The sequence below is a fragment of the Streptomyces sp. NPDC094143 genome (assembly GCF_040303825.1).
In the GTDB taxonomy this organism is placed as follows: Bacteria; Actinomycetota; Actinomycetes; order Streptomycetales; family Streptomycetaceae; genus Streptomyces.
Genome location: NZ_JBEOTZ010000026.1, coordinates 92095 through 109309 on the forward strand (window position 1 = coordinate 92095; position 17215 = coordinate 109309).

The 17215-nt window shown below is 72.2% G+C and carries 13 protein-coding genes; 4 read left to right on the plus strand and 9 right to left on the minus strand.

All coding sequences use genetic code 11. The features are described from left to right. Nucleotides 1-60: 60 nt before the first annotated feature. Together ABTZ58_RS28390 and ABTZ58_RS28395 are read right to left on the minus strand one after the other, a co-directional pair. Nucleotides 61-4329, minus strand: coding sequence for a HAMP domain-containing protein (locus tag ABTZ58_RS28390; RefSeq protein ID WP_351362519.1), 4269 nt, complete (start codon nucleotides 4327-4329; stop codon nucleotides 61-63). A 298-nt stretch (nucleotides 4330-4627) separates the two neighbouring features. Further along, nucleotides 4628-5017 (minus strand): VOC family protein, encoded by a 390-nt coding sequence (locus ABTZ58_RS28395; protein WP_351362522.1) that lies wholly within the window; start codon nucleotides 5015-5017, stop codon nucleotides 4628-4630. Nucleotides 5018-5151: 134 nt separating this feature from the next. Here ABTZ58_RS28395 and ABTZ58_RS28400 point away from each other — a divergent pair, with 134 nt between their 5' ends. The 3 genes from ABTZ58_RS28400 to ABTZ58_RS28410 all read left to right on the plus strand — a co-directional run bounded on the left by ABTZ58_RS28400 (nucleotide 5152) and on the right by ABTZ58_RS28410 (nucleotide 7690). Beyond that, on the plus strand, nucleotides 5152-5862 hold the full coding sequence (locus tag ABTZ58_RS28400; RefSeq protein ID WP_351362525.1) for a VanZ family protein: 711 nt from the start codon (nucleotides 5152-5154) through the stop codon (nucleotides 5860-5862). 66 nt (nucleotides 5863-5928) lie between these two features. After that, nucleotides 5929-6618 carry a response regulator transcription factor gene (locus ABTZ58_RS28405; RefSeq protein WP_351362528.1) on the plus strand — a complete coding sequence of 230 codons (690 nt, stop codon included), beginning with the start codon at nucleotides 5929-5931 and terminating at the stop codon, nucleotides 6616-6618. Continuing rightward, complete coding sequence (locus tag ABTZ58_RS28410) at nucleotides 6611-7690, plus strand: sensor histidine kinase (RefSeq protein WP_351362531.1); 1080 nt, start codon at nucleotides 6611-6613, stop codon at nucleotides 7688-7690. The genes ABTZ58_RS28405 and ABTZ58_RS28410 overlap by 8 nt, the downstream gene beginning before the upstream one ends. An 11-nt stretch (nucleotides 7691-7701) precedes the next feature. Here ABTZ58_RS28410 and ABTZ58_RS28415 read toward each other — a convergent pair whose 3' ends face one another. The 7 genes from ABTZ58_RS28415 to ABTZ58_RS28445 form a co-directional block, all read right to left on the minus strand. Beyond that, the gene (locus ABTZ58_RS28415; RefSeq protein ID WP_351362534.1) at nucleotides 7702-8559 is read right to left on the minus strand and encodes a hypothetical protein; all 858 of its coding nucleotides are present in this window, start codon (nucleotides 8557-8559) and stop codon (nucleotides 7702-7704) included. 351 nt (nucleotides 8560-8910) lie between these two features. Next, nucleotides 8911-10512 (minus strand): MFS transporter, encoded by a 1602-nt coding sequence (locus ABTZ58_RS28420; RefSeq protein ID WP_351362537.1) that lies wholly within the window; start codon nucleotides 10510-10512, stop codon nucleotides 8911-8913. Between the two features lie 205 nt (nucleotides 10513-10717). Then, nucleotides 10718-11224, minus strand: a complete 507-nt coding sequence (locus ABTZ58_RS28425) for a MarR family winged helix-turn-helix transcriptional regulator (RefSeq protein WP_351362540.1) — start codon at nucleotides 11222-11224, stop codon at nucleotides 10718-10720. Nucleotides 11225-11329: 105 nt separating this feature from the next. Next, nucleotides 11330-12847: a sensor histidine kinase gene (locus tag ABTZ58_RS28430; RefSeq protein ID WP_351362543.1), complete on the minus strand. Its 1518-nt coding sequence runs from the start codon at nucleotides 12845-12847 to the stop codon at nucleotides 11330-11332. After that, nucleotides 12844-13548 carry a response regulator transcription factor gene (locus ABTZ58_RS28435; RefSeq protein ID WP_309095435.1) on the minus strand — a complete coding sequence of 235 codons (705 nt, stop codon included), beginning with the start codon at nucleotides 13546-13548 and terminating at the stop codon, nucleotides 12844-12846. Before ABTZ58_RS28435 ends, ABTZ58_RS28430 begins: the two co-directional genes overlap by 4 nt. A gap of 74 nt (nucleotides 13549-13622) precedes the next feature. Then, a complete protein-coding gene (locus tag ABTZ58_RS28440) occupies nucleotides 13623-14501 on the minus strand; it encodes an ABC-2 transporter permease family protein (RefSeq protein ID WP_351362546.1) in 879 nt (292 codons plus the stop codon). Continuing rightward, nucleotides 14498-15412, minus strand: coding sequence for an ABC transporter ATP-binding protein (locus ABTZ58_RS28445; RefSeq protein ID WP_351362549.1), 915 nt, complete (start codon nucleotides 15410-15412; stop codon nucleotides 14498-14500). Before ABTZ58_RS28445 ends, ABTZ58_RS28440 begins: the two co-directional genes overlap by 4 nt. Nucleotides 15413-15868: 456 nt before the next feature. Here ABTZ58_RS28445 and ABTZ58_RS28450 point away from each other — a divergent pair, with 456 nt between their 5' ends. After that, the gene (locus ABTZ58_RS28450) at nucleotides 15869-17146 is read left to right on the plus strand and encodes a DEAD/DEAH box helicase (RefSeq protein ID WP_351362622.1); all 1278 of its coding nucleotides are present in this window, start codon (nucleotides 15869-15871) and stop codon (nucleotides 17144-17146) included. Nucleotides 17147-17215: the final 69 nt, after the last annotated feature.

Below are 17215 nucleotides of genomic sequence, written 5' to 3' on the forward strand. Positions count from 1 at the left end.
GGAACGGCTGGCCCTGCGGGGTGCCCGGCCCGCCGGTGTGCGGGTCGGGCACCGGCGGGCTCACGCGGGCAGCCAGCGGCGGACGCAGGCCATGAGGTCGCGCGTGTCGACCGGCTTGGTGACGTAGTCGCTCGCGCCCGAGGCGATGCTCTTGTCCCGGTCGCCGGGCATCGCCTTCGCCGTCACGGCGATGATCGGCAGGTCGGCGTACTGCGGCATCTTGCGGATCTCCGCGGTCGCCGTGTACCCGTCCATCTCCGGCATCATCACGTCCATCAGCACGATGGCGACATCCGGGTTGTTCACCAGCGTCTCGATGCCCCGGCGCCCGTTCTCCGCGTGCAGGACCCGGAAGCCGTGCAGCTCCAGGATGCCGCTGAGGGCGAAGAGGTTGCGCGCGTCGTCGTCGACGACCAGGACGGTGCGGCCCGCCGAGGCGTCGTCGACCACCGGCGGCGTCAGCGCCTGCGCCTCCTCGGGCCGGACCAGGGACAGCACGTCACCGGGTTCCTCAGCGGACAGGTGCAGGGCGATCCGCTCGCGCAGCTCGTCGAGGCTGGACAGCAGCTCCAGCGCCCCGCCCGCCGTGCGGGCGCGCAGCGTCTCGTCCAGGGCGACGTCCGTGGGGTGGCTGCTGTGCACCAGCACCGGGACGCTCGCCAGCGCCGAGTCGCCCTCCAGAGCCTGCAGGAACCGGGACGCCTCGCCGTCGCCCATGCCCAGCTCCAGGACGACGCAGTGGCACGGGTCGGCCGCGAGGGCACCGGCCGCCTCCTGTGCGCCCACGGCGGTGATGATGTCGACGGCGGGCCGCCCGCCGTCGGACCGGCCGTGCGTCAGGTCGGCGACCACGCTCTCCGCGACGAGGGTGAGCAGACCGCGCGGCCGCTCCTCCACGACGAGCAGACGCCGGGGCCGCGGTCCCGGCCCGATCTGGGGCACCGGCACCGACTGCGACGCGTCCTGCGGCAGGGCCTCGGCGGAGTCCCGCTCCGGGGCCCTGCCGTGGTTGAGCAGTTCCTCGAAGTCGGGGCGGGCCACCGGCAGGAACAGCGTGAACGTGCTGCCCTGCCCGGGCGTGCTGTCCACCGTGACGGCGCCGCCGAGCAGCTGGGCGATCTCCCGCGTGATGGACAGCCCCAGGCCGGTGCCGCCGTACTTGCGGCTCGTCGTGCCGTCCGCCTGCTGGAAGGCGCCGAAGATCGTCTCCAGGTTCTGCTCCGGGATGCCGATGCCGGTGTCCTTCACCCGGAAGGCCACCACGGCGCCGCCCCGGACCACGCCCTCGGGCACCTCGTGGTCCGCCGCGGGCTCGATGCTCAGCTCCACGCCGCCCTGCTCGGTGAACTTCACGGCGTTCGACAGGAGGTTGCGCAGCACCTGACGCAGCCGGGAGTCGTCCGTGAGCAGGTCGGCGGGGGCGCCCGGCGCGGTCGTGACGGTGAACTCCAGGCTCTTCTGCGTCGTCATGGGCCGGAAGGTGGCCTCGACGTACTCGATGAGCTGGCGCAGCGCCACCCGCTCGGGCGCGACGTCCATCTTCCCGGCCTCCACCTTGGACAGGTCGAGGATGTCGTTGATCAGCTGGAGCAGGTCCGAACCGGCGGAGTGGATGATCTGCGCGTACTCGACCTGCTTGGGCGTGAGGTTGCGGGACGGGTTCTGCGCCAGCAGCTGGGCCAGGATCAGCAGGCTGTTGAGCGGGGTGCGCAGCTCGTGGCTCATGTTGGCCAGGAACTCAGACTTGTACTTGGAGGCCAGCGACAGCTGCTGGGCACGGGTCTCCAGCTCCTGCCGGGCCTGCTCGATCTGCAGGTTCTTCGCCTCGATGTCCCGGTTCTGGGCCACCAGCAGCGAGGCCTTCTCCTCCAGTTCCGCGTTGGAGCGCTGGAGTTCCTCCTGCTGCACCTGCAGCTCGGTGGAACGGGCCTGGAGCTCGGCCGTGAGGCGCTGCGACTCGACGAGCAGCTCGTCGGTCCGCGCGTTGGCCACGATGGTGTTGAGGTTGACCCCCAGGGTCTCCATCAGCTGCGCGAGGAAGTCCCGGTGGATCTGGGTGAACGCGGTGACGGACGCCAGCTCGATGACGCCGAGGACCTGGCCCTCCACCACGATCGGCAGCAGCACCAGCGCCGACGGCACGACCTGGCCGAGCCCCGAGGAGATGGTGACGTAGTCGGGCGGCAGCTCGTCCACGACGATGGTGCGCCGGCTGCGCGCGGCCTGGCCGACCAGGGTGCGGCCGAAGGCGATCCGGGTCGGCCGGGTGCTGTCCTCCGGGTAGCCGTAGGAGCCGACGAGCCGCAGCTCGGGCCCGTCCTCGCCGTCCTCGGCGAGGTAGAAGGCGCCGTACTGGGCCGACACCAGCGGGACCAGCTCGTCCATGATCAGCTCGGCGACCACGGGCAGGTCGCGGTGGCCCTGCATCAGCCCGGAGATCCGGGCGAGGTTGGTCTTGAGCCAGTCCTGCTCCTGGTTGGCCCGGGTGGTCTCGCGCAGGGACTCCACCATGGAGTTGATGTTGTCCTTGAGCTCGGCGACCTCGCCGGACGCCTCCACGTTGATCGAGCGGGTCAGATCGCCCTCGGCGACCGCGCTGGTCACCTCGGCGATCGCCCGCACCTGCCGGGTCAGGTTGCCCGCCAGCTCGTTGACGTTCTCCGTCAGGCGCTTCCAGGTGCCCGAGACGCCCTCGACCTCGGCCTGGCCGCCCAGCCGGCCCTCGGTGCCCACCTCGCGGGCGACACGCGTGACCTCGTCGGCGAAGGCGGAGAGCTGGTCGACCATCGTGTTGATCGTCGTCTTCAGTTCGAGAATCTCGCCGCGCGCGTCGACGTCGATCTTCTTCGACAGGTCGCCCTTGGCCACGGCGGTCGTCACCAGCGCGATGTTGCGCACCTGGCCGGTGAGGTTGTTGGCCATCGAGTTGACGTTGTCGGTGAGGTCCTTCCAGGTGCCGGCGACGTTCGGCACGTGCGCCTGGCCGCCGAGGCGTCCTTCGGTGCCGACCTCGCGGGCGACGCGGGTGACCTCGTCCGCGAACGCCGACAGCGTGTCGACCATCGTGTTGATGACCTCGGCGAGCGCGGCCACCTCGCCCTTGGCCTCGACGGTGATCCGCTGCGACAGGTCGCCGCGGGCCACGGCGGTGGCGACCTGGGCGATGGAGCGGACCTGGCCGGTCAGGTTGGAGGCCATCACGTTGACGTTGTCGGTGAGGTCCTTCCAGGTGCCCGACACCCCGCGCACCTGCGCCTGGCCGCCGAGGCGTCCTTCGGTGCCGACCTCGCGGGCGACGCGGGTGACCTCGTCGGCGAAGGCGGAGAGCTGGTCGACCATCGTGTTGATGGTGGACTTCAGCTCCAGGATCTCGCCGCGCGCGTCGACGGTGATCTTCTGCGACAGGTCGCCCTTGGCGACGGCGGTGGCCACCAGGGCGATGTTGCGGACCTGGCCGGTGAGGTTGCCGGCCATGAAGTTCACCGAGTCGGTCAGGTCGCGCCAGGTGCCCTTGACACCCTTGACGTCCGCCTGGCCGCCGAGGCGTCCTTCGGTGCCGACCTCGCGGGCGACGCGGGTGACCTCGTCGGCGAAGGCGGAGAGCTGGTCGACCATCGTGTTGATGGTGGACTTCAGCTCCAGGATCTCGCCGCGCGCGTCGACGGTGATCTTCTGCGACAGGTCGCCCTCGGCCACCGCCGTGGTGACCTGGGCGATGGAGCGGACCTGGCTGGTGAGGTTGCCGGCCATGTGGTTCACGGAGTCGGTCAGGTCCCGCCAGACGCCGGCCACGCCGGGCACCTGGGCCTGGCCGCCGAGGCGTCCCTCGCTGCCGACCTCGCGGGCGACGCGGGTGACCTCGTCGGCGAAGGCGGAGAGCTGGTCGACCATCGTGTTGACGGTCTCCTTCAGCTGCAGGATCTCGCCGCGGGCGGGCACGTCGATCTTCTGCGACAGGTCGCCCTTGGCCACCGCCGTGGCCACCTGGGCGATGTCACGGACCTGCGTGGTCAGATTGCCCGCCATGGCGTTGACCGAGTCGGTCAGGTCGGCCCAGGTGCCCGAGACGCCCGGCACCTCCGCCTGCCCGCCGAGCGTGCCCTCGGTCCCGACCTCACGGGCCACGCGGGTGACCTCGGAGGTGAACACGGACAGCTGGTCGACCATGCCGTTGAAGACCTTGGCGATGTCGCCCATGAGGCCGTCCGCGTCGTCGGGCAACCGGGTACCGAAGTCCCCGTCCCGTACGGCGGTCAGGCCGGCCAGCAGCCGCCGCAGCTCCTGGTCGCCCGGCACCACGTCGACGGCCCCGGCGCTGTCGCTGGTCATGCGCACCCTCGTTCCGCTCCCCAAGAGCCCTCGTGGCCGAGGACTCGGAACTCCCAGGACCGCGGCGGCGGCCTGGCTGTCGTGCATGCGTTTGTGCAGTCACGGATCTGCTCGATGAGAAATACGCCGCAGGCTAACCCACGTTTCGAGTCCCTCACAAAGCCTGCCCGGAACGGCCACCTCCGCACCCGGGCGGGCAAATCTGTCCGAGTCCCCACCCTCGGCGGAAACATGCCTCACCTCCCGGAGGAATTCCTTCGGGAGGCGGGGCAGGGGTGACGGGGCCGGCTCGGGACGCTCAGTCGAGGCAGAACTCGTTGCCCTCGACGTCCTGCATCAGGAGGCAGGACTCGTTGTCCTCGTCGGCGGGCAGCAGCCGCACGCGTACCGCGCCGAGCTCGACCAGCCGTGCGCACTCGGCCTCCAGCGCGGTCACGCGCGCTTCCCCCACCAGCCCGGTACCGACCCGCACGTCGAGATGCACCCGGTTCTTGACGGCCTTCCCCTCGGGCACCCGCTGGAAGTACAGGCGCGGACCCGCGCCCGAGGGGTCGACGCACGCGGACCACGCCTGCTCGCCCTGCGCCTGCGGCGGTACGACGTACCCCAGCACCTCGCACCAGAAGCGGGCGACGCGCTCGGGCTGCGCGCAGTCGAAGGTGACCTGGAACTGCTTGATCGATGCCATCCGGCCAGCCTAGCAAGCGGGCATAGCAGCTCAATTCCCTTGCCCAGGCGGCAGATTGGTGCCGGTCCCTGTATGGCGGGCGTATCGAGAACCGCATACGCCGTCGCAACGGCCCCCCGTCTGCAATGGGAGCCATGAATGCCGGCACATCCCTGTCAGCCCTCCTGCGCCGCACGCTCAGGATCGTGCTCCTCGCCCTGGTGGCCCTCGGTGCCGTGGGCGCCGGGCTCGTCCTGTGGCGGCCGCTCACCATGGCCGCTCCGGCCTGCATGGCCGGGCGGTGGCACGGCTGCTTCGGCACGTTCAACGGCGTGCTGCTCATGACACTGGTCGCGCTGCCGCCGGCCGCGCTCGTCGGGTGGGCGCTGGCCCACCGCCGGCGGGCCGCCGGTGCCGCGTCACCGTGGCGGACGTCGCTGGCCGAGGTGGGCATGGTCCACGGGACGGTGCCGTTCCTGTGGATGACCATGATGCCGGGAGGCGCCGACCCGGACACCGTCCCCGCCCGGGTGAGCCTCGTGCCGCTGCGGGACCTGGTCACGATGGGCCCGCTCGGTATCGCCGGCAACCTGCTGATCTTCGCGGCCCTGGGGTTCTTCGCCCCGACGCGATGGGCGGCACCGGCGTCCGTGCCGCGGATTTTCGCGCTCGGTGCGGGCTGCTCGGCCCTGGTCGAGACCGCCCAGTACGTCCTGCGGCTGGACCGCGTGTCCTCCGTGGACGACGTCCTCGTCAACGCCACCGGCGCCGCACTGGCCGCGCTGGCGTCGCGCCGCTGGTGGCGCGGGCCGGCGCGGACGCCGTCGGACGGCCGGCCCGGTCCCGCGTACGCACGGGCGGGCTGACCCGGCCCGCGCGCAGGGCACAGGTCCCATACGCCCGCGATATGGCGTGCTGCCTAGGCTGCGGACATGCGCGTACTGATCGTGGAGGACGAGCCCCACCTGGCCGAGGCGGTCCGTGACGGACTGCGGCTGGAGGCCATCGCGGCCGACATCGCGGGCGACGGCGACACGGCCCTTCAGCTGCTGGGCGTGCACGCCTACGACCTCGCCGTGCTCGACCGCGACATCCCCGGTCCCTCCGGTGACGAGATCGCCCGGCGCATCGTCGCCTCCGGCAGCGGCATCCCGATCCTGATGCTCACCGCCGCCGACCGGATCGACGACAAGGAGTCCGGGTTCGAGCTCGGCGCCGACGACTACCTGACGAAACCGTTCGAACTGCGCGAGCTCGTGCTGCGCCTGCGGGCGCTCGACCGCAGGCGCGCGTACGCCCGGCCCCCGGTCCGTGAGATCGCGGGGCTGCGTGTCGACCCCTTCCGCCGGGAGGTCTTCCGCGACGGACGCTATGTCGCGCTCACCCGCAAGCAGTTCGCCGTGCTCGACGTCCTCGTCGCCGCCGAGGGTGGTGTCGTCAGCGCCGAGGAGCTGCTGGAGCGGGCCTGGGACGGGAACGCCGACCCCTTCACCAACGCCGTCCGCATCACCGTCTCGGCGTTGCGCAAGCGGCTCGGCGAGCCATGGATCATCGCGACGGTGCCCGGCGTCGGCTACCGCATCGACACCGGCAGCGCCCGCCCCGACCGGACGCATGCGTAGCCGCCCGGGGCTCAGCGCCCGGCTGAAGCTCACCCTCAGCTACGCCGGTTTCCTCGCCGTCGCCGGGGCTCTCCTGCTGGCCGTGGTGTGGATGTTCCTGCTGCGCTACGTACCCGACAACAGCCAGGGCCTGCTGGGTGTCTCGCCCAACCGCTACCTCCTCGTGCGCACCTTCGCCCCGGCCGCGGCCCTGGCGATGGCCTTCCTGCTCGTGTTCGGCCTCGTCGGGGGATGGATCCTGGCCGGCCGGATGCTCGCGCCCCTCACCCGGATCACGGACGCGGCGCGCAGGGCCGGGAGCGGATCGCTGTCCCACCGGATCCGCATGGAGGGCCGCCGGGACGAGTTCCGCGAGCTGTCCGACGCCTTCGACACCATGCTCGAACAACTGGAGTCGCACGTCACCGAGCAGCGGAGGTTCGCCGCGAACGCCTCCCACGAACTGCGCACCCCGCTGGCCATCTCCCGGGCGCTCCTCGACGTCGCCCGCAAGGACCCCACACGGGACCGGGACGAGCTGATCGAACGTCTGCACGCCGCCAACGCCCGCGCGATCGGCCTCACCGAGGCGCTCCTGCTGCTCAGCCGCAGCGACCGCGGGACCTTCGTCCGTGCGGGCGTCGACCTCTCCCTCCTCGCGGAGGAAGCCGCCGAAACGCTGCTGCCCCTCGCCGAGGAGCGCCGGATCAACCTCGACGTCACCGGCACGGCGACACGGACCAGTGGCTCCGCTGAACTCCTGCTGCGGATGGTGACGAACCTCGTCCAGAACGCCGTCGTCCACAACCTCCGCGGCGGCACGGTGACCGTCCACACCGAGGCGCGGCCCGACGCGAGCGTGCTGCGGGTCGAGAACACGGGTCGTCCCGTGCCACCGGAGCTGGTCCCCACCCTCACCGAACCCTTCCAGCGCGGAACGGAACGCGCACGCACCGGCGACCACGCCGGTGTCGGCCTGGGCCTGGCCATCGTCCACAGCGTCGTCCGCGCCCACGACGGCACCCTCGACCTCACCCCCCGCGCGGAAGGCGGCCTCGTCGCCACGGTCCGCCTTCCCGGCGGGCCTTCATAGGCCCCAGTCCCTCAGGTCGTGATCGGCAGGTCCTCGCGGGCCTGTTCGAGGTCCTCCTCCCAGATCCACAGGCGGTGCTGGGGCGGCACGCCGTGGTAGCCGTACACGCCCACCTCGGTCAGTGTCCGCAGGTCCACGCACACCCGCTGGTAGGCCTGCCCGATGGCCTTGGCCGGGTCGGTCACCTCGCGGGCACCGAGTTTGACGCAGGCCCGGTACTCGTACCCCAGCAGCAGGTCCTCGCCGAACTCCGCCCAGGCGCCGAGCTGTTGGGTCCAGGCCTGCTCGGCCTCGTCCAGCAGCAGGTTCAGGTCGGCGGAGGAGGGGATGGAGGGGTAGATGAGGAAGGTGGCCGCCCAGCCGAGAGCGACCATGTCCAGGTTGAACGTGCGCCGGCGCGGGTCGTCGCGCGGCGGCAGCGGATCGGAGGAACCGCCGCCGAACCAGGGCGCGGTGTACGCCAGCAGACGTCCGTTGCTCTCGACGAGCTCGCCCGTGGCGAGCACGGCCAGCTTGCGCTGGGAGCCGTCGGGGCGGGTCAGGCGCGTGGCCACCATGTCCGCGTGGGCCTCGGCCGCCGCCTTGCCCGCGGCCTGATGCCGCTGCGCGGCGTCGGGAGTGATCCGGGAGACGAGATGGTCGCGCAGGCCTTGCGGCAGGGCGTCGTAGGTGCCGTCCAGCAGTCGTGCCCGGGTGCGGTCCAGAGCGGCCTGGGCGGTGGCGGGGGCGCCGCCGAAGTCGCTTTCCGGGGTGTCGATGGACACCATGCGGATCGCCATGGCGATGTTCGGGGTGTCGCCGTCGGTGACGCTCAGGAATCTGTAGTCGTTGGCGGGCCGACTCGGGCCCACGAAGCCGAGATCTGTCATGGCACTGTCCGAGGTCTGGCAAGCGGCGCGGTCCCTTGAAGAGTTGCTTCTCTTCATTCTCGGTCGCCGGAAAACCGCACGCCACCGCAGCGCGGACTGTTGGCGACTCGATCGCCCGGGGCCGCATGCCTTCGGCGGTGATGAGCACGCGGCTGCCCGGGCCGGGCGCGTTCGCACCGTTCGCGCGGGCCGGCGCACCGCCCAACTGCCGTCTGCCGGGCGGGATCGGCGCGGGCACCGACCCGGCACGGGGGCCGGTGGTGCCGAGGGCGCGGCCGCGGGCCGGGACACCGCCGGGGCACGGGATCGTGACGGCGGCGTCCGCGGTGCGCTGTGCGGAGGGGCGGAGCGTCAGTGGCCGGTGCCGGCCGGCGCCTCCGCTTCGTTCGCGTCGCTTCGGCCGCGCAGGCCGAGCACCGCGAGGGCCGCGCCGACGAGGGCGAGGACGCCGGTGACGAGGACGGCGGTGTGGACGCCGTTCATGAAGGCGGTGTGGCTGCCCTCGGTCACGGCGGCCCTGAGCTGCGCCGGCATGCCCTCCGAGACCGGGGCGACGCCCATGGCGACGGCGTCCTTCGCCTCCTCGAAGCGCGCTGCCACCGCGTGCGGCACGCCCGCGTCGGTCAGCGAACCGCCGAGCGTGGCGCCGACGCGGCTGCTGATGAGGGAGACCAGCACCGACGTGCCGAGCGCGCCGCCGACCTGGAGCGAGGTGGCCTGCAGGCCACCCGCGACGCCGCCGTCCTGCACGGGGGCGTTGCCGACGATCGCGTCGGAGGACGCGGACATCACCATGCCGACGCCGAGACCGAGCGCGACGAAGGGCGGCCACAGGGTGTGGTACGCCGTGTCGGCGCTCCAGGCGAGCATCGTGAAGGCGGCGCCGGCCTGGAGCACCATGCCCAGGGGCATGGTCAGGCGCGGGCCGAACCGCTCGGTGAGCTTCGCGCCGAGCGGCGAGGCCACCATGGAGGCGAGGCTCAGCGGCAGCGTGCGCACACCGGACTCGACGGGGGTGAAGCCGCGCACGTTCTGCAGGTACAGCATCACGAAGAAGATCACGCCGAGCAGGATGAAGAAGTTCAGCGCGGTGACGACCGTGCCGATCGTCAGGGCCGGGTCGCGGAACAGGCGCATCGGCAGGAGCGGGTGCGCGACGCGGGTCTCGTACCGGCCGAAGAGGGCCAGGACGACGACGCCCGCGAACATCGCGCCGAGCGTGCCGGCCGAAGTCCAGCCCCATGTCTCGCCCTTGACGACGCCGAAGACGACGGCGAGCAGTCCGAGGGCGAGCAGCACGACACCGGGTACGTCGAACTTCTGGCCCGCGGCCGCCTCGTTCCTGGACTGCGGCAGGACCATGAGGCCGAAGACGAGGGCGATGACGCCGATGGGGGCGTTGATGTAGAAGACGGACTCCCAGTCGACGTGCTCGACGAGCAGTCCGCCGACGATGGGGCCGAGCGCGGTGGAGACGGACGAGATCATCGCCCAGATGCCGACCGCCATGCCGAACTTCCCCGGCGGGAACACGGCACGCAGCAGCGCGAGGGTGTTGGGCATGAGCATCGCGCCGAAGGCGCCCTGTACGGCACGGAAGGCGATGACGCCCTCGACCGACCCGGCCAGGCCGATCGCGACGGACGCGAGGGTGAACCCGACGACGCCGACGAGGTAGAGGGTGCGGCGCCCGAAGCGGTCGCCGAGCTTGCCGCCGAGGATGAGGGTGGCGGCGAGGGCGAGCAGGTAGGAGTTGGTGACCCACTGCAGTTCGGCGGTGGTGGCGTTCAGGTCGCGGGCGATCTCGGCGTTGGCGATCGCGACGACGGAGCCGTCGAGCCCGACCATGAACAGGCCGAAGGCGACGGCGACCAGCGTGAGCCAGGGGTTGGCGCGGGGACCGCGGCGGCCGGCCACGGGCTTGGGCGCTGTGGAGACAGCGGTGACAGACACGGGTGAGTTGTCCTCGATACGTGGGGCACGCGGTTGAGGGCGCGTGGACGGAAGGGGGAGTTGCGCATCGGCGCGACACCCCGCCCCCACCGCGGCGTCAGCGGCAGGGGGGCGGGGGAGTGGCGAGGGCGGCAGATCCTGCCCCGCGGCGACAGCGGCGGGGGCGGTGGGGGAAGCGGCGAGCCGGGCCGGTCGGACGGACCGGTCAGCGGGACCGGTCGGACGGACCGGTTCGGACGGACTCGTCGCGCAGGCGCCGTGTGAGAGCTCCGAGGGCGCCGAGCGCCGAGCCGAGGGCGTCGAGGTCACCGTCGGTGAGGTGGCGCAGCGCGGGCGCGAGCTGCGCCGCCGCGATCTTCTCCACCTCGCCGATGCGCTGGCGTGCCAGAGCGGTGACACACAGATGCGCCACCCGCTTGTCGGCGTCGTCCTGATGCCGCTCCAGCAGGCCCGCCTCGGTGAGGCGGGTGACCAGGGCGCTGACGTTGTTCGGCATCATGCGCAGCGCGTCGGCTGCCCTGTGGACGGTGGCGCCGTCGTGCTCGGCGACGTACTGCAGCAGGGCCAACTGCCGCTCGGGCAGCTTGGGATAGGGCAGTTCGCGGTCGATGAGCTGCTTGAGCTGCCGGTTCAGCGCGGGCAGACAGGCCACGAGGCCGACGGCCACCTGGTCGACGCCCCGGCTCTCACGAGCCTCACTGCTTCCGGTCACGCCCGCACGTTACCTATGCAGAGAAACCTATGTCAACATACTGATCTCCTCGGGTGCCCTCGGGAACAGGGCCCGGGTCCGCTCCGGTCGGGTGCGGGGAAGCGGTCAGGGACCGGTGACCGCGCTGTCGGCGTGCAGCGGCAGCCGGATCCGGAAGGTGGCGCCCTCGCCGACGGCGGTGTCGACCTCGACCCGGCCGTGATGCGCGTTCACCAAGGACTGCACGATGGACAGGCCGAGCCCCGCACCACCGGTCGGGGTGCGGCCGCGGGCGGTGTCCGCGCGGTAGAAGCGGTCGAAGACGTGGGCGGCCTGCTCGGCACTCATCCCGGGCCCCCGGTCGCTGAGTTCGAGGACGGCCTGATCCTCCAGCGTCCCCACCCCGATGCGCACCGGCGTGCCGGGCGGGGTATGGGCGATCGCGTTGCCGACCAGGTTGGACGTCACCTGCCGCAGGCGGGCCTCGTCCCCCAGCACGGGGGCACGGCCGGGCGGGCCACCGCCTGGTCCGGTGAGTGTGACGGGGCGCTCGGGGGCGAGGGCTCGCAGATCGTGCAGGGCGTCCGCGGCCAGGGTGCGCAAGTCCATCGGGGTCAGACGCAGGGCCAGGCCGGCCCCGGCGGCGGCCTGTTCGTCGAGACGGGCCAGCAGCAACAGGTCCTCCACGAGGCGCACCAGCCGCGCCGCCTCACCCTCGATACGGCTCATCGCCGCGTCGACGTCCGCGCGCTCGGGCATGCCGCCCATCCGGTACAGCTCGGTGAACCCCTTGATCCCGAACAGGGGGGTGCGCAGTTCGTGGCTGGCGTCCGCGATGAAGCTGCGCATACGTTCGTTGGTGGCCGCTCTGGCCGCGTCCCCGGCCTCGATCCGCTCCAGCATGCCGTTCAGCGCGGCCGACAGACGGCCCAGTTCGGTGCGGGTGGCGGCCGGCTGCGGGACACGACTGGACAGATCCCCGCCCGCGATGGCCGCCGCCGTCGTCTCGACGCGCCGCAGCGGCCGCAGCCCGGCCCGCACGGCGAACCAGGCGATGACGCCCAGCAGCACCAGCACCAGCGAGTCGATCACCAGCATCCACCCGCCCAGGTGCCGGATCGTGGCATGCACCGGCGCCAGCGAACCGGCCACCACCACGGCGCCGGGCGCCGTGGCCGCCGCCGGACGGCCGGCGCCGTCCGGCAGCACCGCGATCACCCGCCAGGCGTCGCCCCCGCCCCGGGCCGGAACCTGGAAGGGGCGCCCGGCACGGGCCTCGACGGCCGCGCGGTCGAGCACCGGCAGCCGCGGGGCGCTGTCGGTGGCCACACGCAGCGTGTGCCGGACGCGGCCCCGGCCGTCGAGGTGGGCGACGAACACCTCACCGATCAGCTCACCCTCCGCGGCACCGCGCGGCTCGGCTTCCCGTTCCCCGGCCGCCGGGGCCGACGGCAACCGCGCGACCACCGTGGCAGCGGTGCGCAGCCTCGCGTCCAGCTGCTCGACCAGGTGCCGCTGCAGCAGGGTGACCAGCAGCGCGTTACTGGCGAGCAGCGCGGCGACGACGAGCAGCAAGGTGAGGGAGACCACCCGTCCCCGCAGCGACAGACGGCTGAACGGCCCCGCCGCGACAGGCGCACTCATGCGCGCGGCCTGCGCAGCACATAGCCGGTGCCGCGCACCGTGTGGATCAGTTTCGGCTCACCCGTGTCGATCTTGCGGCGCAGGTAGCTGATGTAGGAGGCGACGATCGAGTCGTCCCCGTCGAAGTCGTAGTGCCACACCCGGTCCAGCAGCTGATCCCGGGACAGGACCTGCCCGGCGTTCTCCATCAGCACGCGCAGCAGACTGAACTCGGTGGGCGACAGCTGAACGGGTCGGCCGGAGCGGGTCACCAGATGACTGCCGGGATCCAGCTCCAGGTCGTCCACGACCAGCACTCCGCCACGGTGGTGGCCGCTGGTGCGGCGCAGCACGGCCTGGATGCGCAGGACGAGCTCCTCCAGGTTGAAGGGCTTGGTGACGTAGTCGTCGCCGCCGGCCCGCAGACCGCTGATCCGGTCCTCGGTGGCGTCCCGGGCGGTGAGGAAGAGGATCGGCGGGTGCTCGCGCCCGTCGGCCCCGGGACGCTCCCGGCCGAGTCGGCGGGCGACCTCGAACCCGTCGAAGTCCGGCAGCATCACGTCCAGGACGATCAGGTCGGGACGCTGGTCACGGACCGCGTCCAGGGCCTGGGCGCCCGTCTCGGCCGCGATCACCTCGAAGCCGGCCAGCCGCAGGCTGGCGGACAACAGCTCACGCAGCGTCGGCTCGTCCTCCACCACCAGCAGTCGCTGCGTCGTCACGGCACCCGTCCTCAACCGATGATCCTCCGCCTCCACTGTCCCGCCCCGCAGCGACCTGATCCGAACGACAGGTCCTAGGCGTCGCGCCTGCGGAACACGACGAACGCCGCCGCCGTCAGGAGCGTCACACACCCGGCCATGACGCCCAGCCCGGCCCACGGGCCCAGCAGTTCAGGATCCCGCACACTGGTGACGATCTGCCCGCCGGCGATCGGCGGCCAGTACGCCGACACCCAGTCACCCATCCTGCCGGGCAGCGCAGGAGCGAAGGCCTGGACGATCAGCATCACGCCGAACAGGGTGGTCACCGTCGCCGTGGTGGAGCGGATCATCGTGCCCAGAGCCAGACCGAAGAGCCCCGCCAGTGCCAGATACATGCCACCACCGACGATGCCGCGCAGGGCCACGCCGTCGGTGAGCGCCAGATGCGGGGCCCCCGCCCCGGACAGCGCCGTCTGCCCGGCCAGGAACCCGGCCAGCGTCACCGTGATCCCGACCGGCAGCGCCACACCCACCAGCACCACGGCCTTGGACGCCAGCACCCGTGCCCGGTGCGGCACCGACGTGAGGGTGGGCACGATGGTGCGCGACCCGTACTCGGAGGTGATCGTCAGGCCGCCCAGCAGCCCCAGCGCGATCTGCGCCAGCAGATAGCCGCGGAGGCTGGTGGCCAGCGGATCGAACGCCTCCCGGTCCGCCGGGCTCATGGACGCGAAGTCGCTGCCGGCGGCCGAGCCGCTCAGCGACGCCAGCCCGATCGTGAACGTCAGCGTGCCCAGGACCAGGAACAGCGTCGACCGCATCGTACGGATCTTGATCCATTCGGCGTGCAGGCTGTGCCAGAAGGTCGTCCTCCCGTCCCGTGTCCGGTCCCCGGACGCCCGGGGGCGCCGCATGCGTCCCCGCCCGGTCGTCGCCGGCGTGACGGACGGCTGCGTGGTGGTGTGGCTCATCGGCCCGTTCCCTTCTCCGCCCGGTACTCCACCGCGTCGCGGGTCAACTTCATGAACGCAGCCTCCAGCGACTCCTGGCGCGGTGCGAGTTCGTGCAGCTCCACGCCGGCGGCCGCTGCCACAGCCCCGATCCCGGCGGCCTCCAGACCGGTCACGACCAGGGTGTCGGCGCTCTCGGCCCGCACCTGCGCCGCGGCGACGAGCAGGCCGCGCAGGACATCGGCCTGCGGGCTGCGCACCACCACCTCGCGTGCGGAGTGCGCCGCGATGAAGTCCTTCATCGTCGTGTCGGCGATCAGCTTCCCGCGCCCGATGACGAGGAGATGGTCGGCGGTCAGTTCCATCTCGCTCATCAGATGGCTGGACATCAGCACCGCGCGTCCCTCGGCGGCCATCTTCCGCATCAGGGCGCGGATCCACACGATGCCCTCCGGGTCCAGCCCGTTGAGCGGTTCGTCGAAGACCAGCACCGGTGGATCACCCAGCAGCGCCGCGGCGATACCCAGCCGCTGACGCATGCCCAGCGAATACGTCCCAGCCCGGCGCCGGCCCGCCTTCTCCAGCCCGACCTCCCCCAGCACCTCGGCGACCCGGCCGCGCGGGATACCGTTGCCGGCCGCGAGCGCCAGCAGATGGTGCCAGGCGCTGCGGCTGGGCAGCACCGCGCCCGGGTCCAGCACCGCCCCGACCGCCTTCAGCGGGGCGGGCTGCCGGGCGTACGGCCGCCCGCCCACGCGCGCGGTACCGGAAGTGGCGGCGTCCAGGCCCAGGACGATGCGCAGCGTGGTCGACTTGCCGGCGCCGTTGGGCCCCAGGAAACCGGTCACCGCCCCGGACCGGACCGTGAACGTCAGATCGTCCACGGCGAGGACGTCACCGTAGCGTTTCGTCAGACCCTGCACTTCGATCATTCGGGACTCCCGATCCGGTGTCAGCGAGGCACACGAGGACCCGTGTGCGCTGCCCCACTGTCGGGGGCCTGCTTGGACCGGAGCTGAACGAACATGTGCGCCTCATGACAACGGCAGGCTCGTGACCTGGGACGATCTCACCGGAGGCGCTGCGCGGGGCGAGGACTCCCATGAAACTCCCATGTAGAGCGCTGCCGCGGCGGCGCGACCGCCGCGAACCCGTCGACGCGCCCCGTGCTAACGTTGCCCGTTTGCAGCGTCGCTGTGCCGGTGCCCGTTCGGTGCCCCTGGCCGGCGACCGCGTCCCCGCCGCGCCTGCCTCGGTACGGTCCCCTCGGAGGAAGGCTCGACGTGAGCGAATCAGCACCCACCGACCCCACGGCCGTGCCCACGGCGACGTCCTTCGCGCGGCTGGGGCTGCCCGCCGACCTCCTGCGGACGCTCGGCGAACGCGACATGACGGTGCCCTTCCCGATCCAGGCGGCGGCGCTGCCCGACGCGCTCGGGGGACGGGACGTCCTGGGCCGCGGCCGCACCGGATCCGGCAAGACGCTCGCCTTCGGCCTCGGCCTGCTCGCCCGGACGGCGGGCCGGCGGGCGCAGCCGAAGGAACCGCTGGCGCTCGTCCTGGTGCCCACCAGGGAGCTGGCGCAGCAGGTCGGTGAGGCGCTCACCCCGTACGCCGAGGCGCTGCGGCTGCGACTCGCCACAGTGGTCGGCGGGGTGTCCATCGGACGGCAGGCCGCCGCGCTGCGCGACGGCGCCGAGATCGTCGTCGCCACGCCGGGAAGGCTGCACGACCTCGTCGAACGCAAGGGCTGCCGACTGGGACGGGTGCGCATCGTCGTCCTGGACGAGGCCGACCAGATGTGCGACATGGGGTTCCTGCCACAGGTCACCGAACTCCTGGACCAGGTACGCCCCGACGGACAGCGGATGCTGTTCTCCGCCACCCTCGACCACGACGTCGACCAGCTGGTGCAGCGCTACCTCCGCGACCCCGCCGTCCACTCCGTGGACCCCTCGTCCGGCGCGGTCCCCACCATCGAGCACCACGTCCTCGTCGTCCACGGCCCGGACCGGTACGCCGTGACCACGGAGATCGCCGCCCGGGACGGTCGCGTCCTGCTGTTCCTGGACACCAAGCACGGCGTCGACCAGCTCACGCGGCACCTGCGGGCCAGCGGCGTGGCCGCCGCCGCCCTGCACAGCGGGAAGGCCCAGCCGCAGCGCACCCGCACCCTGGCCCAGTTCAAGAACGGACAGGTCACCGCACTGGTGGCGACGAACGTCGCCGCACGCGGTCTGCACGTCGACGACCTCGACCTCGTGGTCAACGTCGACCCGGCCACCGACCCCAAGGACTATCTGCACCGCGCGGGCCGCACGGCCCGGGCCGGCCGCTCCGGCACCGTCGTGACCCTCGTCCTGTCGGCGCAGCGCCGCGAGACGAGCCAGGTCCTCGCGGACGCCGACATCGTCCCCCGGGTCGCCAAAGTGCGGTCCGGCGAGGCGGAGTTGAGCCGGATCACCGGCGCCAGGACCCCTCCCGGCACACCACTGGACGGCGGGCCGGCCCTGCCGCGCCCCAAGAACCACAACGTCCCGTTCCGCGGCCTGGGCAACACCAAGGACCCCAAGGGCGGCTCCGGTGGCAGGGCGTCCCGCAAGACCAACGAGGCCCGCAAGCTCGCGGAGGCCCGCAAGGCGGCCCGGGTACGCCGCACCGGCTGACCCCGGCTACCCGGACTGCCCGGGCGGCTGGTTCGTCTACGCTGCTGGACGGATACGCGGGACCGGCCG